This window comes from Finegoldia magna (assembly GCF_002243175.1).
In the GTDB taxonomy this organism is placed as follows: Bacteria; Bacillota; Clostridia; order Tissierellales; family Peptoniphilaceae; genus Finegoldia; species Finegoldia magna_J.
Genome location: NZ_NDYF01000017.1, coordinates 122,583 through 145,981, shown reverse-complemented (window position 1 = coordinate 145,981; position 23,399 = coordinate 122,583). Strand labels below are relative to the sequence as shown.

Genomic DNA, 23,399 nt, shown 5'->3' with positions numbered 1-23,399 from the left:
AATTGTGGATAAAAGTTATCCACAATTTTTACTGTTTTGTGGAAATTTTATAAAAAAACACCAACATTCTTATTTGAAAATGTTGGTGTTCGTTATTTATTTATTTCCTATGAACATAGTTTCTTGAATGAATTCTTTTATTTTAAGTCCATATCCCCATTTTTTGGCATACGGGTCTGTGACTTCCTCACTTTTTGCAAAGAAATTTGTAAATCCTGCTTTTTTAATGATTTCTTTTACATCTTCTTCCAGAAGAGCTCCCCCAACTCACGATCCGTAAATATTATCCAATGATAGTATGTCATCGTTTAGTTGTTTTTTCAGTGTTATGTCACTGATTATAAACATTCCATTTGGTTTGAGGATTCGATGGATTTCTTCGTAGACTTTTTGTTTGTTAGGCTCAAGATTTATTACACAGTTACTGATGATTTTGTCGATGGAGTTATCTTCAAATGGCATGTCGATGAGTTCTCCTTGAACAAATTCAATATTTTTGAATCCTTTTTTATCTCTTACTTTACTAGCTTTTTGTATCATAGACTCCAGCCTATCCATTCCATAAATTGTATTGGAATTAGGATATGTTATTCTTGCCATGAATACATCTAATCCCATTCCACACCCCAAATCTAGTAGTGTGTCGGTGTCTTTTAATACTAGGTTATCAAGTGGATTTCCACAAGATAGTCCTGATGACACTTCTTCAGGGATTTTTTCTAGTAATTTAGGATCGTAACCTAAGGATTTGTATAAGTCTATTGAGTTTACTTCTGTGCTCGTCTTACCTACTGCTATGTTATCGTAGAAATTTGTTACTTGTTGTCTTATTTCTTCGTCTGTGTATTGTTTGTTCATTTATTGTCCTTTCTTTAAAATCTTATAACTTCGTGATTTCTATTAATAGATTAGCTAGATTGTGACATTGTTTTTCTGAAATTTTGTAATACGTCCATTTTCCTTCTTGTCTAGATTCTATTATTTTTGAATTTGTAAGTATCTTCATATGATAAGACAATCCTGATTGTGTTAAGTTCAGTTTTTCTAAAAGTACACATGCGCATTGTTCTCCATTTTTTAACAATTGTAAAATATCTATTCTTTTTTCATCGCTCAATGCTTTAAATGTGTTTGCTATTTGTTTGTTATCCATTTTATTACCTCACATCAAATATTTTTGATATATCAATTATATCATTTTTCACGCAATACATCAAATATTTTTGATATGTAATAATTAAATTATTTTTGGCGATTAATTGGTATTTGTCAACAAAAAAGCTTGACAATTGTTATTGTCATAAGTATAATTGGAGTAGTGTTTTTATAGGCAAAAGTCCTTTATTTTATACTAGGAGGTGCGATTGATGAAAAGAACTTATCAACCAAATAACAGAAAAAGAAAAAAAGACCACGGATTTAGAAGTAGAATGGCTACTAGAGGTGGAAGAGCTGTTTTAAAGGCTAGAAGAAGAAAAGGTAGAAAAGTATTATCAGCTTAGGTCACATTCATTGTGGCCTTTAATTTATTATGGATAAAAGTGTAAGGTTAAGAGATAACAGGGAATACAATGTTGTCTACAAGAGGGGAAAGACTTATTATAATAGAAACTTCTCTTTGGTAGTGTACAATTCAAAAAAAGGAACTCGAATCGGATTCTCTGTTACTAAAAAGTACGGCAATGCCGTTGAAAGAAACAGAATCAAGAGGAAACTGAGAGAGATTGTAAGGCTTAATTTCTCTGAGTTTGACAAGGGCTTGGATATGGTTATTATCCCGAAGAAAAACACTGAAGACTTAACTTACAAACAGCTAGAATCTGCATTATTGCACGTTTGTAGAAAGGCATCGAATAAAAAATGTCGAAAGTGATGATATTTTTAATCAAATTTTATCAAAAAGCTATATCGCCGTATTTGGGGCATGGGAAGTGCAAATACTATCCAACTTGTTCACAATATGCTTTGGAGGCTTTCAAGAAAAAGCCTTTTTTTAAGGCGTTAGGGCTTACTATTTGGCGAATTTTACGATGTAATCCATTTTCAAAAGGCGGATATGACCCACTAAAATAAAAAGGAGTTGTAGAATTGCAAATAATTGCAAATGTATTTGGAACTATTCTTAGGTTCATATATGAAAACATCTCACATGTGATGGGTGAACCTAAAAGTATATCGTATTTTGCGATATCAATTCTTTTATTAACACTTATTTATAAGCTTATAACTCTTCCGGTAACTATTCATACGCAAAAAACTCAAGAACAAAATGCTTTGATGCAACCGGAAATGAAGGAAATTCAAAGAAAGTACAAGAACGACCCACAAACTCAACAATTAAAGATGCAAGAATTATACAAAAAGTATAATTTCAATCCTTTAAGTGGTTGTTTGCCAATTATCTTACAAATGGTTTTGGTTTTGGCGTTATTTAGAGTAATGAGAGAACCAGGAAAGTACATGTTTGATAATGTGTCTAAGATCAACGAGATCGCTCGTAATTTCTTCTGGATTCCTGATTTGACTAAGCCAGATCCAGTATTGTTTGGATTGCCTTTAATAAATGCTTTCACTCAATTTTTAGTAGCAAAGATCAGTATGCCTACTAATAACAAGGATAAGAAGTCAAATGAACCTGATCAAATGGAAATGATGAACAAATCAATGATTTATTTCATGCCTATATTTATGTTCTTCATTTCAAGCAAATACGCTTCAGGTTTGATCCTTTATTGGGGATTTTCAAACGTTATAGAAGTTTTAATAAGGTTAATAATTAAAAATAAAGACAAAAAAGATGTTGCGGAGGAAGTTAGATGAGAAGCACAGTAATTAGTGCGAAGACTGTTGAAGAATGTGTCAATAAAGCTTTGGATAAGCTTCAAGCTAATCGAAACGAAGTTAACATCGAAGTTATAAATGAAGCTAAACAAGGTTTTTTGGGTTTGTTTGGAGCAAAGGACGCTGTCGTTAGGGTGTCACTAAAAGACGATGTTAAAGAAAAGGGAACAGGCGATTTTGTGAAGAATATCCTAAACTCTGACTCTAACTCAGTTGAAACAGAACAAAAAGAAGATACTAAAGTTATAGAAGACAAGAAAGTTGTAGAAGAAGTTGAAGAAACAGAACCTACAGAAGATGATAAGGAAGAAATCGTAGAAGAACCAGTAGAAACAGCAAAACCAGTAGAAGCTGAAGAAGTTAAAGAAACTGAAGAATCTGTAAAATCTGAAGAAACTGAAGAAGAACAAGATACTGAACCTGATGTTACTATTGATAGAAACGACGAACTTTTCATCACAAGCAAGAATTTCTTGAAACAAATGATAGAAGATATGGGAATTGATTGCGATATCGAATCTAGAACTGAAGGAAATATGATTAAGTTCAATATTATGTGTTCAGAAGAATCTGATATCGGAATTATCATAGGAAAAAGGGGAGAAACATTGGATTCTCTTCAATATATCGTAAACTTGGTTACTAATAGAAACAGTGATACTTATATAAGAGTTATTTTGGATTGCAACCAATACAGATCCAAAAGAGAGAGATCTCTTCAAAAATTAGCTAGAAGATTAGCTGATAAGGCTGTTCAAACAGGAAGAGATATCAAGCTTGAACCTATGAATCCATACGAAAGAAGAATCATTCACACTTATCTTCAAAACGATGAAAAAGTGAATACATTCTCTCAAGGCAATGAGCCTAATAGAAGAGTTATTATTAAAAGAAAATAAATTACAAGACTACATATCTTTTGGTATGTGGTCTTTTTTTTGGGAGTGCAAGAAATAAAGTTGACAACAAATTTTTTATGATTTATCCTAAGAAAAGGAAAGTGGTGATTATCATGACAATTTATAAATAGATTTTAGAGAAAAAAATAATCTCTGAAATCGTTAACGAAAATTATTTGAAGAAAATAGGCTAAATATAATCAAATATTATTAGTCAAGTACAAGTTTAAGAATGTTATATAAATTTCAGAGGGTAATATGATAAAAAACAATGTTAAGAAGAAAAATCTTATTTTATATTTTGTTGCGATAGTTCTCACATGGACAGAGGCTTTGGTGAATCCTGTAATAGTATCATTGATTATAAAATCATTTGAGAATAAAGACACAGTATTTTTGATGAAAGCACTTGTGTTTGGAATTTTGTGTGGAATTATAATGCTGATAGGTGATAGTGGAAAGAGACTTTACTATTCGTATGTAATAGCTGATTTTAGAGAATCTTTTAAGTTAAAAGTGTTCAATCATTTTTTAAAAAGTGAAAATCATATCGATAATGATATTGTCAGCAGTATAGAAAAGGATTCAAGTCAAATTGAAAACAACTACATTGAACCAACTGTAATTATTATATCGTCGATTGGTTTTACAAGTGTTTCCATCATTTATGCACTAACAAGAAATTTCCTTTTGGGAATGCTTTTTATAGTATTCTACAGCATTCCAGCGCTTATGAGTAATTATGGGAGTAATAGATTAGATAATAAATCTGAAGAATTATCAAAAGCTGATGATGCTTTTATGAATAAAATACAAGACATCAAAAATGGAAGAAGTATCATCAAAATTTACAATGTATCCGACTTTTTCATTAATTTGTATCACAAATATTTAAAGCAGGATGTGGATACTTATAAGGGATATGAAATTATACGAACAAAAAACAACATTGTGATTAATTTGGTTGATATAGTATGTTCTATGATTCCTCTTATTCTTGGAGGATATTTGAGTTTTAATGGTAAAATATCGTCAAGCGTATTCATCAGTGTTTACTTAGTTAGTTATAATATAGGATATCAGTTCCAAGAACTTGCATATTTTAATAATACACGTTCATCATCAAAGTATCTGTTAAAAAAGTACGATTACATTTATCAAGATATTGATAATGTAAAAATAAATCTTAATGATGAAGTTTTTCCAATTGCTTTTGATAATTTGAGTTTTTCGTATGATGGTAAAGATATTATTAAAGATTTTAATTTTAAGATAGAAAAGGGCGACAAGGTCGCAATTATAGGCGAAAGTGGTTGTGGGGACAGTGATATAATGATGACAGATACAATAAATCCATTAAAATCAAAGTTTAAAGGCTTCCACAAAACTTTTAAACAAGACGATTTAGGATTAAGTCTGTCATCTTTTTTATTAAATTAACAAAAAAGAAAAGAAAACATAAGTAATAAGGATTGAAGAGAATATGATAATATTTAGAGTTTTTTTCAAAATCATATTGTTTCCTATTAGTATAGCGTTAAGTATCATCACTCTATTTTTAACGTTTGTATTAGGACTTAGTACAATATTTTTTAAACTGATTTCATTTATCGCTATTATGGGATTTTTAGGATCTGTTTATCATGGAGAAAAAGCACTTGCTATAGAGGCAATTATACTAGCATATCTTTTTAGTCCTTATGGTTTACCAGTGCTAGGATATTTTATTATAGAAGGGATAGAAGAGGTGAATGAAAGAATAAAAACAATTTAAATATAAAAATAAATAGATTAAAACGATGAAAAAGAGATAGCAAAATCAAAGCTATCTCTTTTTATATGAAAAGAAAGGGGGTTATGATGAAAGAAATAGTTAAATTTGAATATTATTATGGCAATGAAGCAGAACAATATTCATTTTTTAGGATTCCCAAAACTTTGTTTACCGACTTAAATTTTAAAAAACTATCCGTAGAAGCAAAAATTCTTTATGGAATTCTACTCGATAGAATGAGCTTGTCAATTAAGAATAAATGGTTAGATGAAGAAAACAAGGTATACATCATCTATACCATAGAAGAAATTATGGAAGTATTAAATTGGGGGAGAAATAAATCGGTCAAAGTAATGAAAGAAATTGAAGAGATAGGATTATTAGAAAAAAAGAGGTTAGGACTTGGAAAGCCAAATTTACTTTATGTAAAGAACTTTATTTACACAGAAAATAATAAAACTACAGAAGTTTCAAAAGCAAACCTCAAGAAGTTTAAAAAACAAACTTCAGGAAGTTTAGAAAACAAACCTCAAGAAGTTTCAAAAGAGGACTCTAATAATACTAATATTAATAATACTGAAACTAATAATACTGATTTTAATAATACCACCCCCATATCCCCCTTAGAAAAGCTAGGAGAAAAATCAAAAAAAACTTTGGAGGAGGAAGAATTAAAAGAAACTATAAAAAAGAATATATCTTATGAAACCTTTGAAAAAGTAAGAATAGAAGAAAAGAAGCAAGTAGATGTAATGATAAATGTACTTGTAAAAGCCTTAACTAGCTTTACAAACATTAAAATAGGAGGGAGGCATATATCCAATGAAAATTTTAAAGAAAAATTTCTAAGTCTTAACTATAAACACATAGACTATGTTTTGAAATACCTAAGAGAAAATGCTCCAAAGGATATTAGAAACATTAATGCCTATCTACTGACTCTCTTATACAATGCAGATGAAAATATTAGAAACATAGAAGTCATAAAGAGAGAAAATCAGAAAAGAGAAAACTTTGACTATAGTAACGATGAGGATATATGGAGAGAAATTTTAAATACTTGATAGGAGAGGAGCATATGGAATTAATAAAAGAAATCCTAGAACAGAAAATAAAAAATGCAGAAACAAATAGTCCATCAAAAGATGAAGAAAATAGGAGTTATATAGATCAAGAAACAGGATTAAAATATTGTGCAAAATGTAAAACACCAATTGAAAAAGAAATAGACTTCTTTGGAGAAATAAAAAAAGTTGGTATTTTATGTCAATGTAAAAAAGAAAGACAAAAATTAGAGGAAGAAAAAAGAAAAGAAAATAAAAGGCTTTTGAAAATTGAACACTTAAAAAAAGAGTGTTTTTCTGATCCTATCCTATTAAATTGGAATTTTAAAAATATGGACAAAGACAGTGAGCATGAAAAAGTAGCAAAAAACTATGTTGAAAAATTTGATGAAATATATGAAAACAATATAGGTCTAATTCTTACAGGGAATGTTGGTTGTGGGAAAACTTACTTTGCAAGTGCCATAGCAAATGCTTTACTAGAAAAAGAAATATCAGTCAAAATGACAAATTTTTCTGTAATTTTAAATGATATGACTAACTTTGAGATTGATAAAAGTAAGTATATAAACAATCTAAATCGAAAGGAACTATTAATTATTGATGATTTTGGAATGGAAAGAGATACAGATTTTGCAGCTGAGCATATCTTTAACATAATAGATGGTAGATATAGAAGTGGGAAACCTCTAATTATAACAACAAACTTAAATATATCAGCTTTAACTAATCCTGAAACTATAAAAGATAAAAGAATTTACTCAAGGATACTTGAAATATGCAGTCCCATTATATTTACAGGAGAAAATAGAAGAATAGAAAAAATGAAGGAGAAATCAAAATTAGCCTATGAAATATTAAAAAAAGAATGAAAGTAGGTGAGTGAATGCAAAATGATGATATAAATAGCAGAACAATAGCCATAGTAAAAAAAGCAAGTATAGTAACAGCCAAGCAAGTTATAAATTTGATGAAGAAAATATTAGAAATAAATAAACATAAAGCGCAGACAGAACAGTCAAGACCCTTAGAAAAATTTAAAAAAGTAAAAGTAAAAGATCTTGTAAAAAAAGGTAAAGTAGAAACCTTAGAATTAAATGACATAGACTTAAAAGCATTGAAAAAAGAATTAAAAAGATATGGGGTGAAATTTTCCATAAAGAAAGATTTAGAAAATGGAAACAACATTATCTTTTTTCAAGCAAAAGATATAAAAGTGATGGAACAAGCTTTTAAAAAGACAGTCCAGAAATTTACTAAAGATAAGTCAAGAAAAAGAAAATCTGTAATAGAAAGGCTTAATAACTTCAAGGATAAAGTCAAAGATACTATTGACAGAGATAAGGTTAAACATAAGCATCAGGAACAAAGTTTATAATAAAAGCACTTAGATATATAATATATATGATGAGAAGGCATGAATAGCTTTATTGTTGAATACTATGAAAAAGAAGATGGAATCATCCAGTAGAAGAATTTCTCTTATCTATAGATAAAAAATGAGAACAGAAGCATTAGGGAAAAAACTAAAAAATACCTTTGAAAGTAAAATATAAGTATAATGGTGGTTTAAAATGACAAATAAAAGAATATGTCCCATATGTAACTCAAAGATGAAGCAACAGTTTATAGGTCTATTACATTGCAAGTGTGGTATAAGCTATCATAGAGATTTAGGATATTTTAAAAGAAATGAGAATATGATTTTTGTCTTGGAAAGAAAAAAGATAGGTAAAAAAATAAAACAAGTTCCAGTAATAATATATAAAAAAGATAAATAAGATACTAATGGGTAGAGAAATCTACTCTTTTTTATGGAGAGGAAGTGATTAATTCGAAAATACTAAATGAAATAATAAAAGATATAAAAAATGTTTTTAAGATAAGAGATAAGAAGAAATTTGTATTAGAAAATCTTCCTTACCTCTTATTTTTTTATATAGGAAATATCTTTGCAAGCCATGTCAACTCTTATGTAGGAGGAGATATAATAGATAGAATTCTAGTAGCTTTTAGTCAAATAGATACTTTAAAATATATTCCATCATTAAAAATAAAAAATCTGATACCCGGTCTAATTCTATCAGTAGTTATTAAGTTAATCCTTATACAGAAAAAGAAAAAAGCAAAAAAGTTTAGAGAGGGCAGAGAATATGGATCGGCAAGATGGGGAAATGAAAAAGATATTGAGCCATACATTGACAAGAAGTTTGAAAACAATGTGCTATTAACTCAAACTGAAAGACTTACCATGAACAATAGACCTAAAAATCCAAAATATGCGAGAAATAAAAATGTATTGGTAATTGGAGGTTCTGGTAGTGGTAAAACAAGGTTTTTTGTAAAGCCAAATCTCATGCAAATGCACTCTTCATATGTAGTAACCGATCCAAAAGGAACATTAGTCTTGGAATGTGGGAAAATGTTGGAAAGAAATGGATATGAGATAAAAATACTAAACACAATAAACTTTAAAAAATCCATGAGATATAATCCCTTTGCATACTTGAAAAGTGAAAAAGATATTTTGAAATTAGTACAAACAATAATTGCAAATACTAAGGGAGAAGGAGAAAAATCAACTGAGGATTTTTGGGTGAAAGCTGAAAAACTCTATTACACAGCACTTATAGGATATATCTGGTATGAAGCTCCTAAAGAAGAACAGAACTTTACAACTTTACTTGCTATGATAGATGCAAGTGAGGTAAGAGAAGAAGATGAAAATTTTAAAAATGCAGTAGACTATATGTTTGAAGCATTAGAAAAAGAAAAGCCAAATCATTTTGCAGTAAAACAATATAAGAAATACAAACTAGCAGCAGGAAAAACTGCCAAATCAATCCTTATATCCTGTGGAGCAAGGCTTGCTCCATTTGATATTCAGGAACTTAGGGACTTAATGAAAGAAGATGAACTGGAGCTTGATACACTTGGAGAAAAGAAAACAGCTTTATTCGTAATAATATCGGATACAGATGATACATTTAACTTTGTAGTATCAATAATGTACTCACAATTATTTAATCTATTATGTGATAAAGCAGATGATGAATATGGCGGAAGACTTCCTGTTCATGTGAGATGCCTACTTGATGAATTCGCAAATATCGGCTTAATTCCTAAATTTGAAAAGCTGATAGCAACTATTAGAAGTAGAGAAATATCAGCTTGTATAATATTACAAGCACAATCACAACTAAAAAGTATCTATAAAGATAATGCAGATACCATAGTTGGCAATTGTGATTCGACGTTATTTTTAGGAGGCAAAGAAAGAACAACATTAAAAGAATTATCTGAAAGCCTAGGCAAAGAAACCATAGACCTATATAACACATCAGAAACAAGATCAAATCAAAAGAGTTTTGGTTTAAACTATCAAAAAACTGGAAAAGAATTAATGAGTCAAGATGAAATAACTGTAATGGATGGTGGGAAATGTATCTACCAATTAAGAGGAGTTAGACCATTTCTTTCAGATAAATTTGACATAACCAAACATAAGAATTATAAGTTCCTTGAAGATTATGATAAGAGAAATATATTTGACATAGAGAAATACCTGCAGAGAAAAGATGAGGTTAAGTTAAAAGAGAGTATGGTAGTTGAAATATTAGATGAATAAATTTAAAATTAGAAGTAAGATAGATATTTAGGAAAGATTAAAAGAAATTACTTGACAAAAAATATTTTATAGCATATAATAATGTCAACAGTACCCGACACGCCTCTTAACAATGCGGACCAAGTCGGGTCATTTGATTTTAGGAGAAAAAATGAAAAAAATCTATCAAGAACCGATTAGTATAGAAAATCAAGTAAAAAATTTAATAGACTTAGGACTTTTAGTGGAAGATAAAACTTATGCTAAGAAAATTCTTGGAAGAATATCCTATTATAGGCTGATTAAAGCTTATAGTATCACATTAAAAAAAGATGGAAGATATATATCAGGAACAAGTTTTGAAGATATTGTAAGTTTATATAAATTTGATAGAGAACTTAGACAGCTTATATTTGAAACAATAGAGCATATTGAAGTTTCTTTAAGAGCAGTTATCACAAACTATTTTTCTTTAAGATATGGGAACTTTTCATATAAAGATATGAATAATTTTGAGAAACAAAAGGAACAAGAAAGGGTACTAGAAGAATTAGCAAGGGAAGTTAAAAGAAATAGACGCTCACCATTTATAAAAAACTTTAAAGACAATTATGAAGGTGGAGAAATTCCACTCTATGCAGTGATAGAAGTAGCAAGTTTTGGAACTTTATCTAAAATGTATAAGAATATGAAAAATGAAGATAAAAGTAAAATTGCAAAAGTCTTTCATACAGACTACCATTACTTTGAATCTTGGATAGAAAATTTTGCCTATATAAGAAATATATGTGCCCATTATGGCAGGCTATATGGAGCAAAGCTTACAAAATCACCAAAGCTATATAAAGAATATTTAAAAAATAATATTTCAAACAATACAATATTTGCTACATTAGTTAATCTTAAAATAGTTTCTGAAGAAGAAAATTACAAAAAATTTTATCATGATCTAACAGTACTAATAGCAAGATATGAAAATATTGAATTAAGACATGTTGGCTTTATAGAAAACTGGAAAGAATTACTAAAACCATAAAATTAAATAGAGAAATCTACACCGAAAAAAACATTTCGGTGTTTTTTTATGCCCAAAGGAGGAAGAATGAAATATATACGAGATGAGCCGAAAAAATAAGATACAGAGAAAAATGAATATTAATCAATAAGAAGTAGAAGCGATAGAAAAAACTATCGCTTTTTTTATGGAATAAAGGAGATAGAACAAATGGAGAGAGAAATGCTAAATATTAATGGAAATCTAGTAGGAGAAATAAAAACAACTGAAATAGATACAAAGGAAGGAGAAAAAGAGGTAGCTAACTTCACAATAGTTAGAAAGAACAAAGAAGAAGGAAAGGTTAAAAAAGAATATATCTACTGTAATCTCTACGGGGAAAAGGCAAAAAGTGTGAAGGAATTTAAAAGTGGAGAATACATCCATATTTTTGGATATTTTAAGGAAACAAAAAAAGAAGACAAGACATTTAAAAATTTTATCGTAAAGCACATAAATAAAATTAAAAAAGAAGAAAAAGAGGAGGAAATATAAATGGAATTTTTTACACAAGCAGTAAATGTATTAAAAATATTAGTTACAGCAATTGGTGCAGGGCTTGGAGCATGGGGTGTTATCAACCTGATGGAAGGTTATGGGAATGACAACCCTGGTGCTAAATCTCAAGGCATTAAGCAGCTTATGGCTGGAGGGGGAATTGTACTCATAGGTTTAAAACTAATACCGCTATTAGCAAACGTGTTAAAATAAAATGTTTAATATAGTAGATAAGATCAAAGAGTTTTTTTCGGAGATACTTATTGATATGATCAAGGAAAATTTAAGCGGAATGCTCCTTGATATAAATGACAAAGTATCAACGATAGCAAATGAGGTAGGAAAGACTCCGAGTGGATGGAACTCGGAGGTTTTCCACTTCATAAAGTCTATTTCAGAAAATGTTATACTTCCCATAGCAGGTCTTATCATAACGGCTGTACTATGTATTGAATTAATTCAAATGGTAATGAACAAAAATAATATGCATGACACAGATACCTTTGGTTTTTTTAAATATATGATAAAAATGTGGATAGCAGTATGGCTTGTATCTCATGCTTTTGACTTTTCTATGGCAGTATTTGATGTGGCACAGAATTTAATAGGAAAGGCAGCAGGTGTGGCAAATGCTAGTGCAAAAGTTTCTCCGGGTGATATAGCTAATATGGTAGATAGCCTAAAAGGAGAGTCAATAGGAAAATTAATGACTATAGTACTAGAGACATCAATTGTAAAGATGATAATTCAAGGGATATCAATACTCATTACAGTTATTCTATACGGCAGGATGATAGAAATATATATTTATACTTCAGTTTGCGCCATACCTTTTGCCACAATGGGTAATAAAGAATGGGGAAGTATTGGAACAAACTATATAAGAGGGCTCTTCGCACTTGGCTTGCAAGGTTTATTCTTACTTATATGCGTAGGAATTTATGCCGTACTTGTTAAGACTTTAAATATATCAGACATACACAAAAGTATTTTTGAATTACTAGGATACACCTTAATACTTGGTATAACTATGATGAAATCAGGAAGTATTGCAAAATCAATTTTAAATGCTCATTAATAAAAAAGGAGAAGATGATGAAAATTAGAAGAAAAAAGGACAAAAAAATAAATTTAAGAACACTTGGAACAATAGGACTCCCAATACTTTTAATAGGGGGATATATTACAAGAGAAATACAAAATAGAATGATTATAAGAAAAATATCGGAAGTTTTAGATAATAGAGAAGAAACGAATGAAAAAGTCTTAGAAATAGCAGTGAATATGGGAAAATCATTAGAAGATCTGAACAGAGAAGATATATATGGCTTTTACTTAGAGGGTTTAGAATAATGGCTTATGTAAATGTCCCAAAGGACTTAACGAAAGTAAAAACAAAGGTAGCTCTAAATCTAACAAAAAGACAATTAATTGGCTTTACAATTGCAGGTCTAATAGGCTTTCCAGTATATTTAATGGTAAAAAAAGTGCTGCCTAATGACCTATCTATGTTAATTATGATAGGTGTGTCTTTTCCTATAATATTTGCAACTCTTTATGAAAATGACGGGATCTATTTTGAAAAATATTTAAAGTATATTATAGATAAGAAAAGACAGACAAGTATAAGGATATACAAGACAGAATGTATTTATGATATAAAGAAACAAAGAAAGGAAAGGAGTAAATGAATCAAATACAGAAAAAACAACAGAAAAAATTAAATCAAGAAAAAAGAAATTTAAAAAAACAAAAAGAAGATTTAAAAAGCATTAGTATAAGTCAAAAAAATATGAAAAAAGCAAATATTTCTAAAGAAAAAGGAAAGCCCAAAAAGAAGCTTTCCTTTTTTGGTGGGAAGAAGAAAAAGAGCGTTCAGGAAACAATCCCTTATTTAAGAATGTTGAGAAATGGGATTTGCCAAGTTGAGAAGAACAAATTTAATAAAATGATACGTTTTTTAGATATTAACTACCAGCTTTCAACAGAAGAAGATAAGGAAAGTATATTTAATGAATTTTCAAGTTTTTTAAACTATTTTGATCCAAGTGTCGATATAGAACTTTCATATATTAATCGTATAGGAAAAAATGAAGAAGTAGAAAAAAACATCAATGTTCCGGATAGAAACGATTCATATAATGAAATACGAAAAGAGTACAGGGAAATGCTAAAAAATCAGAGTCAAAAAGGAAATAATGGACTTACTAAATATATGTATATCACCTTTAGCTTACAAGCACAAGATTTAAAAGAGGCAACTACAAGACTTGAAAGAATGGAAATGGATATATTAAATAACTTTAAGCAGATGGGAGTAAAAGCTTATGTATTAAGTGGATATGAAAGGTTAAAGGTTATTCACGATATCTTAAATCCAAATAAGAATTTTGTTTTTTCATTTGAAGACCTAAAATATAGTGGACTATCTACTAAGGATTATATAGTACCAGCATCATTTAACTTTTCATCTAACAATCAATTTAAAATTGGAGAATACTTTGGAGAAGTAAACTTTCTACAAATTCTAGCACCTGAATTATCAGATAGATTATTATCAGAATTTTTAGGAGTTGAAGAAAATATGATTGTAACATTTCATATAAATTCCATTGATCAAACAGAAGCTATAAAGATGATTAAAAGAAAAATAACAGACTTGGATAAAATGAAAATTGAAGAAAATAAGAAGGCTATAAGATCAGGATATGACATTGATATTCTTCCAAGCGATTTAATTACCTACGGTAATGATGCTAAGAAACTATTAGTAGAACTTCAAAATCATAATGAGAGAATGTTTGTCATAACTATTTTGTTTACAAATATGGAAAAAAGTAGAAAGAAATTGAGTAATATAATCTTTCAACTAAATTCAATAGCAGGTAGGCATAATTGTGTATTGAAAAATCTTAACTATAGACAGGAACAAGGACTAATTTCTTCCCTGCCACTTGGAAAAAATGAAATAGAAATAAAAAGAGGACTTACAACCAGCTCTACAGCAGTCTTTATTCCTTTTACAACAGAAGAGTTGTGCTTAGAAGGAGAGAGCTTATATTACGGATTAAATGCTTTAAGTCGTAATATCATTATGACAGATAGAAAGCTTTTAAAGAATCCAAACGGTTTAATACTTGGAACACCGGGTAGCGGTAAATCTTTTTCAGCTAAAAGAGAAATTACCAATGCTTTTTTAATCACACAAGATGACATCATTATCTGTGATCCGGAAGGGGAGTATGGAAATTTAACTAAGGCACTAGGTGGAGAAGTTATAAAAATATCGCCAACAAGTAAGGATTATATAAACCCGTTGGATATAAATGTAGACTATGCCGATGAAGACAATCCCTTATCTTTAAAGTCTGACTTTATTCTTTCACTGTTTGAACTTGTAGTAGGAAAGGAAGGGTTAAGTGCAGAAGAAACTTCAGTAATTGATAGATGTCTTCCAATATTATATAAGGATTACTTCGACAATCCAATTTCTGAAAATATGCCAATTTTAGAAGATTTATATAATTTACTTTTAAAACAAGAAGAAAATGTAGGGAAAAAATTAGCGGTAGAAATGGAAATTTATGTCAAAGGCAGCCTCAATGTATTTAACCATAGGACTAATGTAGATACAGGAAATAGAATTCTTTGTTATGACATTAAGGAATTAGGAAAGCAACTTAGAAAAATAGGTATGTTAATTGTTCAAGATCAAGTGTGGAATAGAGTAACTATTAATAGAAATAAGAAGGAAACCAGATATTACTGTGACGAATTCCATTTGCTTTTAAGAGAAGAACAAACAGCCTCATATTCCATAGAAATTTGGAAGAGATTTAGAAAATGGGGCGGGATTCCAACAGGATTAACACAAAATGTAAAGGACCTTTTAGCCAGTCCCGAAATAGAAAATATATTTGATAATACAGATTTTATCTTAATGCTTAATCAAGCTAGTGGTGATAGGGAAATTTTAGCTAACAAGTTAAATATATCTCTTTATCAGTTATCCTACGTCACAAATTCCAATGAGGGAGAGGGATTACTATTCTATGGAAACACAATAGTACCTTTTGTAGATAGATTTCCTAAAGATACAAAATTGTATAAGTTAATGACAACTAAACCAGAAGAATTAAAGGAAGGGATAGAAATTGATAGACAGAGAGAAGTTAAAAACTAACTATATTATTAATTTAGATGCAATTTCTGCTCTAAAGGAATTTCCAGATAAAACATTTGATTGCTGTATTACATCTCCTCCATATTATGGACTTAGAGATTATAAAGCAGAAGGACAAATTGGAAGAGAAGAAAGTCCGGAGGAATATTTAAATAAATTAATTGAAGTCTTTAGAGAAGTAAAAAGAGTATTAAAAAAAGAAGGAACACTTTGGGTAGTTATTGGAGATTCTTATGCAGGGACAAGAAGCAAAAAAGAATATAAAGATCCTAAAAACATAGAAGGAAGAAGTGGTCAAAAAGAGTCTATTACAGAAAAACTCAGTGGCTACAAGGCAAAAGACTTAATGGGGATACCTTGGCAACTAGCTTTAAAATTAAGAGAGGACGGTTGGTATTTGCGAAGTGATATTATTTGGCATAAGGAAAATGCCATGCCTGAGTCTTGTAGAGATAGACCATCAAGGTCTTATGAACATATCTTCCTACTATCAAAAGCAAGAAAGTATTTCTATAACTTTGACGCTATGAAAGAACCAATAAAAGAAATAAGCAAGAAAAGATATATGAGGGCAAGAGGAAAAAATAATAAGTATTTACAAGAAGGTACAGGAGCTAAAAGACAGAGCATAAATGAAGCAAGAGAGTATGGAGAATATATAGGAGATAATGTCCCTAAGTTTAGAAACAATAGAGATATTTGGACTATTAACACCAGTGCATTTAAAGGAAAACACTATGCGGTATTTCCACCAAAACTGGTAGAACTTTGTATAAAAGCAGGATGTCCTAAAAAAGGCTTGATTCTTGATCCCTTTATGGGTTCAGGAACTGTTGGAATGGTAGCTATTAGGATGGACAGAGAATATATTGGAATCGACATAAACAAAGATTACTGTCAAATAGCTAAAGAAAGGATTGAGAAAAATATTAAATAGGAGGTGTATATGAAAAAGAAAGGGAAAGTAAACCCAAGAGATGTACCAAAGACCAAGCTTATATCAGAAAAGAAAGAAGAAAGTAATGAAAAATTCAGTAATATAGAGAGTCCATCAGATTTTTCAAAAAAAGAAATAAATAAAGTAAAAAGCAGGAACAACATAGACAATAATGTTGAAAACTCTAAATATTACTCAGATCATTTGCAAGAAAATAGTCAGAATTTATTCAAAGAAAAAGAAAAGCCAAATAGAGAAAGAAGACAAAGAAAAATCCATGAGGAAAAATTTGCAGAAGCCTCCTATCATAATGAATATCAGCCGGAATATTCGCAACGGCAGCATAGAAAAATGGAAGAAAATGAGGAAAGTAGATATGGTGAATATCACGGGCAAGAAACAGAATACAGGCTAAGTAATTTTAAAGAAAATTTTAATGATGGACCAATTTCAACTAATTCTAATATAAAAAGTAGCATTTCTCCCCAAAAAAATTGCAAGGGGAATAGTAATTTAAAATGGAAGAAAAACGTTGAGAGTGAAAGTTTTAATGATATTCCAGAGAAAAAAATAAGGAGATTTAGAAAAGAAGATAAGAATTTTAATAGAGAGGTAAGTTCGACATATGATCCATTATCACAGGACTCAGATAATGATGGTGTCATAGATCGCTATGACATGAACTTTAGTGATAGCAATGTATCCTATAGGGATACAAGAGATGACTATAAGTATTTACCATCTTCTGATGTGCAAAGAAAAAATTGGGATGGTTATTCTATTCTTGGTAAGAAAGGGAAAGAAAGCTTTCAAAAAAATACCTTAAAAAAACTTTATCAATCTCAAAGGCAGTTTAAGGATAAAGGGGAAAAAGTAGAATTAAAATCTTTAAATGGGAAGTTTAGAAGAAAAGGTCTATCATATAAGGCAAATGAAGAAGATAAAAAAATAATTCAAGACCTGAATACTAATAAAAAACAAAATAGCAAATATTTCAAAGGCAAAGTTAGAAATTTAGAAGAAAAAAATATGCTAATGGGTAGGGTTTCTAGTGGGAAATTTAGACAGGATAGCCTATCTGAAGGATTTAAAAGTGAATCTGAAAAAAATAAAGATAAATATAATATAAATAAAAAGAATCAAGAAAAAATAGGCACGAAAAAAGAAATCTTCAAACAGGAAAAAAACGTAATAAAAAATGAGAATCTTGAAGTAGATGAACTTGATTTAAATCATAGTGGAATTTCTAATAAAAACAAGGTAAAGAAAAGACAAATAAAAGACGCTTTTGATAATACTATAAAGAAAAGCAACTTTGATCCAAAGAAAGAATACACCAGGACAAAAAAAGAAGTACAGGATTCTAAAAATGTATCTGAAAAAAATAAGGTAGATACAAAAAATAAAACTAAATTCCATTCTAAAAAAGATAACAAAAGTGAAAAAGATAAGTTTTATAAAAAGGAAGATAAAGTATCAAAACTATATGAGAAAAAGAATAAAAAGGAAAAAGAGTTAATTAAGGATAAGAAAAAGTCAAAAAAAGCGGGTTTAGAAAAACCTATTACTTTTGCGAGTGCTATGACGGCAAACTATCTATATAGTGGGAAAGATGATAATGCAGGCGTTAACGCTGCTTATAAGCTTAGTAGAACTACTGAAGCTATTGGCAGAGAAATTAGCCATCTTAGAAGAAAAAAACCTTTAAAAACTCAGAGAAAAATAAAATCTTTAGAAGGAAAAATTTATAAGAAAGAAAGTAAACTCCTCTTTCAAAGAAATTTTGAAGAATTGAAGAAGACTAAAGCTTATCAAAACTCTAATAAATTGAATCGATTTTTTATGAAAAAGAAGTTTCAGAGAGATTTTAGGAAGAAACACGGGGAAGGTTTAGTAAATAGAATAAAGAAATCTTTCGCTAATATTGGAAAGAAAACATTGGAAGTTTTAAAAAACAAAGGATATAAGCAAATTTTAATTGCCCTTTGTATTTTAGGACTTTTTTTTATGCTATTTCAAGGAATTAGTAATGTTGGAAGTCTTACTTCAGGATTAACAAGTAATGTTATAGCTACAAGCTATCTATCAAAAGAAGAAGTTTTAATGGATATTAATAATGAATTTACAAGTTATGAATATGCATTACAAGATGAAATAGATAGTATTAAAGAAAATTATCCAAATTATGATGAATATCATATAAAAGGAGATTCTGTTGGTCATGATCTACACGAGCTTTTTAGCTATTTAACAGCAAGATATGGAGAGATTAAGTCAGCTGAAGAGATACAAAAGGAATTAAAAAAACTATTTAATCAAATGTATGAGAAAAAATATACTTCAAAGTCTATTACAAAATATGACAGTGAAGGAAATCCATATACCTATAGAATTCTAACATTAACTATAAAAAAGAAAAGTATTGATGAAATAGCAAGAGAAGAATTTGCAAACTATGAAACAAATATGGCTCATTATTTAGCTTTACTTGAGAGTCAGGGAAATATGAGTGGATATTTTGGATCAAGCTATGGGAACTTGGAAGAGATTATAGACAATCCAAACTTTGGAAATCCCGGTCTTGCTTTTGATTCTGAAACTGCCAAAGCCTTATTTAATGAAGCAGAAAAACACATAGGCAAAAGATATGTGTTTGGAGCAAGTGGACCATCTAACTTTGACTGTTCAGGTTTTGTATGTTGGTCATTTACAAAGTCTGGTGTAAAGAAAATGCCAAGAACTACAGCTTGGCTTATTTATAAAAACTATTGTAATCCAATATCTCCAAGCGAGGCAAAACCTGGGGATATTATTTTCTTTAAAGGCACATATAATTCGGGTACGCCAATTTCTCACGTAGGGATATATGCCGGAAATGGAATGATGCTCCATGCAGGAGATCCTATCCAATATACCAGTATAAACTCAAGGTATTGGAAAAATCACTTTTATTCCTTTGGTAGACCAAAATAAGGGGAAGGAGTAAAAATCTATGAATAAAAAATTAATCAGAAACATAGAAAAACAGAAGAATTTAAGAAAGAAAAAAGAAGAAATTGAAATAGAACTTCAGTTATTAGTAGAGGAACAAGAAGAAATAGAAAATTTAGAGGTCATCAAGGAATTTCGAAGTCGAAAAATATCTCTTGATGAATTTTTATTTATTGTTAGAAAAAATAAGGAAGAAGAAAATAGAGAAAGAAAAGAACTTAAAAGAAAAGATACAAATGAAAGTGAGGAAAATTTATGAAAAAAATAACCAGTGGAATTTTAGCTGTGATAATGCTACTTGTAAGTCTAGTGAATATAGTGGCTGTAAGTCCTGTATATGCAAGTACAGATTATAAGGTAGAGTGGACGGAAGATGATTTTATGTATTCCTCTGAGGGAAATATAATTGCCTTTAGTGATAAAGGCTTAGAAAAGAAAGAAAAGACAAATATTCTAGTATTTCCTGAAGGAACGAAGTCTATAAATGGAAATTATTCTTTAAGTCATTCAAACGATGAACTTAGATATAAAAGAGAATTTGGACGTGGCAAACATTGGGATAAAGTAATTATTCCTGATTCTGTTAAGCATTTAGGTTATGCTGCCTTTTACGAAGCAAGTATAGATGAAGTAAAACTATCAAATAGTCTAACTTATCTTGGTGGTTTAGCATTTTTCAATTGTGGACTTAGAGAAGTAACTTTACCTAATACTTTGGTAAATATTGAACATAATGCTTTTGAAAGAAATAACCTTCAAGAAATAACTATACCGAAGTCTGTGAAGACAATTGAACAGTATGCTTTTTCAAGAAATAAACTGCACACTGTAAAAGTTTTAGGCAATCCAAACATTAACAGTAAGGGAGTATTCCATAATCAAGAAGTTGAGTATAGACCAAAACAAAATCCATTTTACGAAAATCATTTTGGTTTCAACGGAAATCAAGGATTCAAATCTATTCCTAATGGATTAAGTTATGAAAATGGAGAGTTTGTCTTTGATAAGAATGTAGATAGTGTAGAACTTGAATTTGATTATAACAATGATATGTATCAAGGAAAGATGACTATTTACAATCCAAATAAATATTCTATTGATACTCAAACAGATTTAACTAAAAATATTAAGGACTTAGAAAATCAGATCAAAGACTTAAATGATAAGAAACAAGAAGATCAATCAAAGATAGATGAGTTAAAGGAAAAGTTAGAATCTTGCAAAGATAATGGAGAGAAACTAAAACAAGAAAAAGCTAAGCTAGAAGAAGAGATTAGAAATAAAGATAATAAGATTGCTCAATTGAATAAAGAAATTGAGGAACTTAAAAATTCTAACAATGATGAACTAATAGCAGAAATTACTCAGCTTAAAGATGAATTAAAAAGATTACAAGATGAAAATGCAAAACTAAAAGAAGATTATTCATCTACAAAATGGGAGTTAGAAGCTGAGAAAGAAAAGACAGATAAAAACGAAAATAAAATCAAAGAAATGCAAGAAAAGCTTGAGTCTTTAGAAGGAGAACTTGCAAAAAAGACTAAAGAAATTGAGGATAAAGATAATAAAATTAAGGACTTAGAAAAAGCTCTTGATGAAAAAGATAATAAGATAAAAGATTTAGAGTCTAAAAAGAAAGAAACAGAAAATTCTAAGTCAGAATGCTGTAAGAAAATTGAAGAGCTTCAAAAGGCTATTGATAGTTTAAAAGAATCTTCTGAAAATACAAAAAAAGAATTAGAAGAGAAGATTAAAGGACTAGAAGGAAAACAAAAAGCTTCTGAAGAAGAAATTAAAAAGCTAAAAGAAGAGTTAGATAAGAAAATTGAAGAAGCAAAGAAGTTAATCGAGGAAGCAAATAAAAAAGCTAAAGAAGAACTTGAAAAGCAAGCTAAAGATGAAAAAGAAAAAAATATAAACCAAGGCTTATCTAAGAAATTAGATGAACTTCTAAAACTCCAAAAAGAAAACAAAGAGAAGAAAGAAGATAAGAAATCTCAAGATAAAAAATGGGACGAACTTTTGAAAGCTGATGATAAGAACATCCTAAATCAATTTGATCTTAACAAGATGAAAAAGCAAGAGGAACAACAAGGTAAAAAACAAGTTAAAGATGAAAAAGAATTTGCAGTTTTTCAAGTAGACAAAAACTTTTATAACATTATAAAAGATGGAAAGAAAACTACTGTGTATATGGATGTAAAAGCATATATTAAGGATAATCGCATTATGCTACCTGTTAGATATGCAGCCTATACTCTTGGGTTTAATGTAGAATATGATGATAGTAATAGAGAGGCTATCTTTTCAAATAAAGAAAATACAGCCTTACCTAAAAAAACTCTAAGATTAAATATAGATACTGGTGTTATGAAAGATAGTCAAGGAAACATTTATCATTCTGACACTAAACCTGTAATTATAAATGGAAGAATTCACGCATCTATTTCCAATATAGCTAAAGCTTTTAATGCAAGCTGTGGGGATATAAGAGATGAAAAAGATCAAAGTATAGAATGGGATAATAGCAGAAAGGCAGTTTATGTCTTTAAGAATATAAAGTAAGAAAAGGAGATAACTATGAAGAAAAAAAGATTAGGGGTAGCCTTAGTGCTACTCCTTTTACTATTAAGTATGCCAAGCATATCCATAGCTAAGAGCAATGATAATGAAATAAAAAATCAGTCAAATGATATTTATTTGCCAGAAAAAAGTAAAGAATTAGAAAGCTTATTTGATGAAGATATATATGAACCATCTAATGAGAGTCAAAAAATTCCTTATCAGGAAGTGCCGAAAATACAAGAAAATAACATAAAAAATGAGCAAGTAGATAAAAAAGAAAAGCCATCTAAACTTGTTAAAGGTGGCAATACTAAAGCAATTAATCCATTAGCTACAAAAGAAAATAAGGCAAGAGGAACAGTTATAGAAAATGTAGATAAAAATGGACAGGATATTACACCGAAAGTAGAAGATCAAACATCAAGAGATGAAAAAAAGGAAAATCCAATAGATGTTAGACAATTTTTAACCTTTCAAACAAAGAGTGGAAAAACTATGCACCTCATTGTAGATCATTCGGAAAATCAAGAAAATGTGCAACTACTAACAGAAGTTGGAGAACAAGATCTACTAAATATGATTGAAGGAGAAAGTGAAGTAAAGCCAAAAGAAGAAGTAGTGAAAAAAGAAGAACCGGTGGAGGAAAAACCGAAGAAAGAGGAGAAAGAAGAAAAGAAATCAGGGATAGGACTTTATTTATTTATGGGTTTAATTATTGTTGGTGTAATGGGTGCAGGATATTACTTCAAAATCTATAAAAAAAATGAAGAGGAAAGTTTTGAAGAGGAGCAAGATTATAATGAATTAGAAGATGATTATGAATCTGAAGGGGAGGATTATGATCTTGAAGATAAGGAAGATACAGAAATTATTCCAGATGAAGATGAATTTTAATCTTCTCAATGATTTAAGCAGTAGATTAAGGACAACAATAAACTCAATTATCGTATAAATTTATAAAAAAAGTACAATTAGAATTCTGGAAC

At 29.4% G+C, this 23,399-nt stretch carries 26 protein-coding genes; 24 read left to right on the top strand and 2 right to left on the bottom strand.

Going from position 1 to position 23,399, the window contains the following annotated elements:
- Positions 1–267: 267 nt before the first annotated feature.
- Positions 268–858 carry a methyltransferase domain-containing protein gene (locus B9N53_RS08790; protein ID WP_094204585.1) on the bottom strand — a complete coding sequence of 197 codons (591 nt, stop codon included), beginning with the start codon at positions 856–858 and terminating at the stop codon, positions 268–270.
- A gap of 22 nt (positions 859–880) precedes the next feature.
- On the bottom strand, positions 881–1,153 hold the full coding sequence (locus tag B9N53_RS08785) for an ArsR/SmtB family transcription factor (protein WP_094204584.1): 273 nt from the start codon (positions 1,151–1,153) through the stop codon (positions 881–883).
- Positions 1,154–1,367: 214 nt separating this feature from the next.
- Between B9N53_RS08785 and rpmH the strand changes: the two genes are divergently transcribed.
- The 24 genes from rpmH to B9N53_RS08665 all read left to right on the top strand — a co-directional run bounded on the left by rpmH (position 1,368) and on the right by B9N53_RS08665 (position 23,307).
- Entirely contained in the window at positions 1,368–1,502 is a 135-nt protein-coding gene (rpmH, locus tag B9N53_RS08780) for a 50S ribosomal protein L34 (protein ID WP_094204583.1), read from the top strand.
- Positions 1,503–1,531: 29 nt separating this feature from the next.
- Entirely contained in the window at positions 1,532–1,873 is a 342-nt protein-coding gene (gene rnpA, locus B9N53_RS08775; protein WP_002835949.1) for a ribonuclease P protein component, read from the top strand.
- Positions 1,861–2,073, top strand: a complete 213-nt coding sequence (gene yidD / locus B9N53_RS08770; RefSeq protein WP_080565301.1) for a membrane protein insertion efficiency factor YidD — start codon at positions 1,861–1,863, stop codon at positions 2,071–2,073. Before rnpA ends, yidD begins: the two co-directional genes overlap by 13 nt.
- Positions 2,074–2,088: 15 nt before the next feature.
- The gene (locus B9N53_RS08765; RefSeq protein ID WP_094204582.1) at positions 2,089–2,820 is read left to right on the top strand and encodes a YidC/Oxa1 family membrane protein insertase; all 732 of its coding nucleotides are present in this window, start codon (positions 2,089–2,091) and stop codon (positions 2,818–2,820) included.
- A complete protein-coding gene (gene jag, locus B9N53_RS08760; RefSeq protein WP_094204581.1) occupies positions 2,817–3,740 on the top strand; it encodes an RNA-binding cell elongation regulator Jag/EloR in 924 nt (307 codons plus the stop codon). The genes B9N53_RS08765 and jag overlap by 4 nt, the downstream gene beginning before the upstream one ends.
- Positions 3,741–3,998: 258 nt before the next feature.
- Positions 3,999–5,180 carry an ABC transporter transmembrane domain-containing protein gene (locus tag B9N53_RS08755; protein ID WP_094204580.1) on the top strand — a complete coding sequence of 394 codons (1,182 nt, stop codon included), beginning with the start codon at positions 3,999–4,001 and terminating at the stop codon, positions 5,178–5,180.
- Positions 5,181–5,223: 43 nt separating this feature from the next.
- Entirely contained in the window at positions 5,224–5,514 is a 291-nt protein-coding gene (locus B9N53_RS08750; RefSeq protein WP_004829699.1) for a CD1845 family protein, read from the top strand.
- A gap of 86 nt (positions 5,515–5,600) precedes the next feature.
- On the top strand, positions 5,601–6,578 hold the full coding sequence (locus B9N53_RS08745) for a replication initiator protein A (protein WP_094204579.1): 978 nt from the start codon (positions 5,601–5,603) through the stop codon (positions 6,576–6,578).
- A 14-nt stretch (positions 6,579–6,592) separates the two neighbouring features.
- The gene (locus B9N53_RS08740; protein WP_050198439.1) at positions 6,593–7,450 is read left to right on the top strand and encodes an ATP-binding protein; all 858 of its coding nucleotides are present in this window, start codon (positions 6,593–6,595) and stop codon (positions 7,448–7,450) included.
- A gap of 14 nt (positions 7,451–7,464) precedes the next feature.
- Positions 7,465–7,956, top strand: a complete 492-nt coding sequence (locus B9N53_RS08735) for a PcfB family protein (protein ID WP_048949727.1) — start codon at positions 7,465–7,467, stop codon at positions 7,954–7,956.
- A gap of 196 nt (positions 7,957–8,152) precedes the next feature.
- Entirely contained in the window at positions 8,153–8,359 is a 207-nt protein-coding gene (locus B9N53_RS08730; protein ID WP_022620867.1) for a hypothetical protein, read from the top strand.
- Between the two features lie 44 nt (positions 8,360–8,403).
- Positions 8,404–10,206, top strand: a complete 1,803-nt coding sequence (locus tag B9N53_RS08725) for a VirD4-like conjugal transfer protein, CD1115 family (protein WP_070736945.1) — start codon at positions 8,404–8,406, stop codon at positions 10,204–10,206.
- A 151-nt stretch (positions 10,207–10,357) separates the two neighbouring features.
- A complete protein-coding gene (locus B9N53_RS08720; RefSeq protein WP_094204578.1) occupies positions 10,358–11,221 on the top strand; it encodes an Abi family protein in 864 nt (287 codons plus the stop codon).
- A 189-nt stretch (positions 11,222–11,410) separates the two neighbouring features.
- Complete coding sequence (locus tag B9N53_RS08715; RefSeq protein WP_058259929.1) at positions 11,411–11,734, top strand: single-stranded DNA-binding protein; 324 nt, start codon at positions 11,411–11,413, stop codon at positions 11,732–11,734.
- Positions 11,735–11,950 (top strand): Maff2 family mobile element protein, encoded by a 216-nt coding sequence (locus B9N53_RS08710; protein WP_002838961.1) that lies wholly within the window; start codon positions 11,735–11,737, stop codon positions 11,948–11,950.
- 1 nt (position 11,951) lies between these two features.
- A complete protein-coding gene (locus B9N53_RS08705; RefSeq protein ID WP_019107264.1) occupies positions 11,952–12,815 on the top strand; it encodes a VirB6/TrbL-like conjugal transfer protein, CD1112 family in 864 nt (287 codons plus the stop codon).
- 17 nt (positions 12,816–12,832) lie between these two features.
- Positions 12,833–13,090: a hypothetical protein gene (locus B9N53_RS08700; protein WP_094204577.1), complete on the top strand. Its 258-nt coding sequence runs from the start codon at positions 12,833–12,835 to the stop codon at positions 13,088–13,090.
- Positions 13,090–13,428, top strand: coding sequence for a PrgI family protein (locus B9N53_RS08695; RefSeq protein ID WP_094204576.1), 339 nt, complete (start codon positions 13,090–13,092; stop codon positions 13,426–13,428). The genes B9N53_RS08700 and B9N53_RS08695 overlap by 1 nt, the downstream gene beginning before the upstream one ends.
- Positions 13,425–15,920: a VirB4-like conjugal transfer ATPase, CD1110 family gene (locus tag B9N53_RS08690; RefSeq protein ID WP_094204575.1), complete on the top strand. Its 2,496-nt coding sequence runs from the start codon at positions 13,425–13,427 to the stop codon at positions 15,918–15,920. Before B9N53_RS08695 ends, B9N53_RS08690 begins: the two co-directional genes overlap by 4 nt.
- The gene (locus B9N53_RS08685; protein ID WP_008901375.1) at positions 15,892–16,857 is read left to right on the top strand and encodes a DNA-methyltransferase; all 966 of its coding nucleotides are present in this window, start codon (positions 15,892–15,894) and stop codon (positions 16,855–16,857) included. The genes B9N53_RS08690 and B9N53_RS08685 overlap by 29 nt, the downstream gene beginning before the upstream one ends.
- A gap of 9 nt (positions 16,858–16,866) precedes the next feature.
- Positions 16,867–19,830 carry a C40 family peptidase gene (locus B9N53_RS08680; RefSeq protein WP_094204574.1) on the top strand — a complete coding sequence of 988 codons (2,964 nt, stop codon included), beginning with the start codon at positions 16,867–16,869 and terminating at the stop codon, positions 19,828–19,830.
- A 19-nt stretch (positions 19,831–19,849) separates the two neighbouring features.
- Positions 19,850–20,107, top strand: a complete 258-nt coding sequence (locus B9N53_RS08675; RefSeq protein WP_072469619.1) for a hypothetical protein — start codon at positions 19,850–19,852, stop codon at positions 20,105–20,107.
- Positions 20,104–22,413 carry a leucine-rich repeat protein gene (locus B9N53_RS08670; protein ID WP_094204573.1) on the top strand — a complete coding sequence of 770 codons (2,310 nt, stop codon included), beginning with the start codon at positions 20,104–20,106 and terminating at the stop codon, positions 22,411–22,413. Before B9N53_RS08675 ends, B9N53_RS08670 begins: the two co-directional genes overlap by 4 nt.
- A 15-nt stretch (positions 22,414–22,428) precedes the next feature.
- Positions 22,429–23,307 carry a CD1107 family mobile element protein gene (locus B9N53_RS08665; RefSeq protein ID WP_070737665.1) on the top strand — a complete coding sequence of 293 codons (879 nt, stop codon included), beginning with the start codon at positions 22,429–22,431 and terminating at the stop codon, positions 23,305–23,307.
- Positions 23,308–23,399 lie beyond the last annotated feature (92 nt).

What these genes read in the sequence shown, in the direction of transcription:
- B9N53_RS08790 (WP_094204585.1), bottom strand. Translation starts at nt 858, where the DNA reads ATGAACAAACAATACACAGACGAAGAAATAAGACAACAAGTAACAAAT.
- B9N53_RS08785 (WP_094204584.1), bottom strand. Translation starts at nt 1,153, where the DNA reads ATGGATAACAAACAAATAGCAAACACATTTAAAGCATTGAGCGATGAA.
- rpmH (WP_094204583.1), top strand. Translation starts at nt 1,368, where the DNA reads ATGAAAAGAACTTATCAACCAAATAACAGAAAAAGAAAAAAAGACCAC.
- rnpA (WP_002835949.1), top strand. Translation starts at nt 1,532, where the DNA reads ATGGATAAAAGTGTAAGGTTAAGAGATAACAGGGAATACAATGTTGTC.
- yidD (WP_080565301.1), top strand. Translation starts at nt 1,861, where the DNA reads ATGTCGAAAGTGATGATATTTTTAATCAAATTTTATCAAAAAGCTATA.
- jag (WP_094204581.1), top strand. Translation starts at nt 2,817, where the DNA reads ATGAGAAGCACAGTAATTAGTGCGAAGACTGTTGAAGAATGTGTCAAT.
- B9N53_RS08755 (WP_094204580.1), top strand. Translation starts at nt 3,999, where the DNA reads ATGATAAAAAACAATGTTAAGAAGAAAAATCTTATTTTATATTTTGTT.
- B9N53_RS08750 (WP_004829699.1), top strand. Translation starts at nt 5,224, where the DNA reads ATGATAATATTTAGAGTTTTTTTCAAAATCATATTGTTTCCTATTAGT.
- B9N53_RS08745 (WP_094204579.1), top strand. Translation starts at nt 5,601, where the DNA reads ATGAAAGAAATAGTTAAATTTGAATATTATTATGGCAATGAAGCAGAA.
- B9N53_RS08740 (WP_050198439.1), top strand. Translation starts at nt 6,593, where the DNA reads ATGGAATTAATAAAAGAAATCCTAGAACAGAAAATAAAAAATGCAGAA.
- B9N53_RS08735 (WP_048949727.1), top strand. Translation starts at nt 7,465, where the DNA reads ATGCAAAATGATGATATAAATAGCAGAACAATAGCCATAGTAAAAAAA.
- B9N53_RS08730 (WP_022620867.1), top strand. Translation starts at nt 8,153, where the DNA reads ATGACAAATAAAAGAATATGTCCCATATGTAACTCAAAGATGAAGCAA.
- B9N53_RS08720 (WP_094204578.1), top strand. Translation starts at nt 10,358, where the DNA reads ATGAAAAAAATCTATCAAGAACCGATTAGTATAGAAAATCAAGTAAAA.
- B9N53_RS08715 (WP_058259929.1), top strand. Translation starts at nt 11,411, where the DNA reads ATGGAGAGAGAAATGCTAAATATTAATGGAAATCTAGTAGGAGAAATA.
- B9N53_RS08710 (WP_002838961.1), top strand. Translation starts at nt 11,735, where the DNA reads ATGGAATTTTTTACACAAGCAGTAAATGTATTAAAAATATTAGTTACA.
- B9N53_RS08705 (WP_019107264.1), top strand. Translation starts at nt 11,952, where the DNA reads ATGTTTAATATAGTAGATAAGATCAAAGAGTTTTTTTCGGAGATACTT.
- B9N53_RS08700 (WP_094204577.1), top strand. Translation starts at nt 12,833, where the DNA reads ATGAAAATTAGAAGAAAAAAGGACAAAAAAATAAATTTAAGAACACTT.
- B9N53_RS08695 (WP_094204576.1), top strand. Translation starts at nt 13,090, where the DNA reads ATGGCTTATGTAAATGTCCCAAAGGACTTAACGAAAGTAAAAACAAAG.
- B9N53_RS08690 (WP_094204575.1), top strand. Translation starts at nt 13,425, where the DNA reads ATGAATCAAATACAGAAAAAACAACAGAAAAAATTAAATCAAGAAAAA.
- B9N53_RS08680 (WP_094204574.1), top strand. Translation starts at nt 16,867, where the DNA reads ATGAAAAAGAAAGGGAAAGTAAACCCAAGAGATGTACCAAAGACCAAG.
- B9N53_RS08675 (WP_072469619.1), top strand. Translation starts at nt 19,850, where the DNA reads ATGAATAAAAAATTAATCAGAAACATAGAAAAACAGAAGAATTTAAGA.
- B9N53_RS08670 (WP_094204573.1), top strand. Translation starts at nt 20,104, where the DNA reads ATGAAAAAAATAACCAGTGGAATTTTAGCTGTGATAATGCTACTTGTA.
- B9N53_RS08665 (WP_070737665.1), top strand. Translation starts at nt 22,429, where the DNA reads ATGAAGAAAAAAAGATTAGGGGTAGCCTTAGTGCTACTCCTTTTACTA.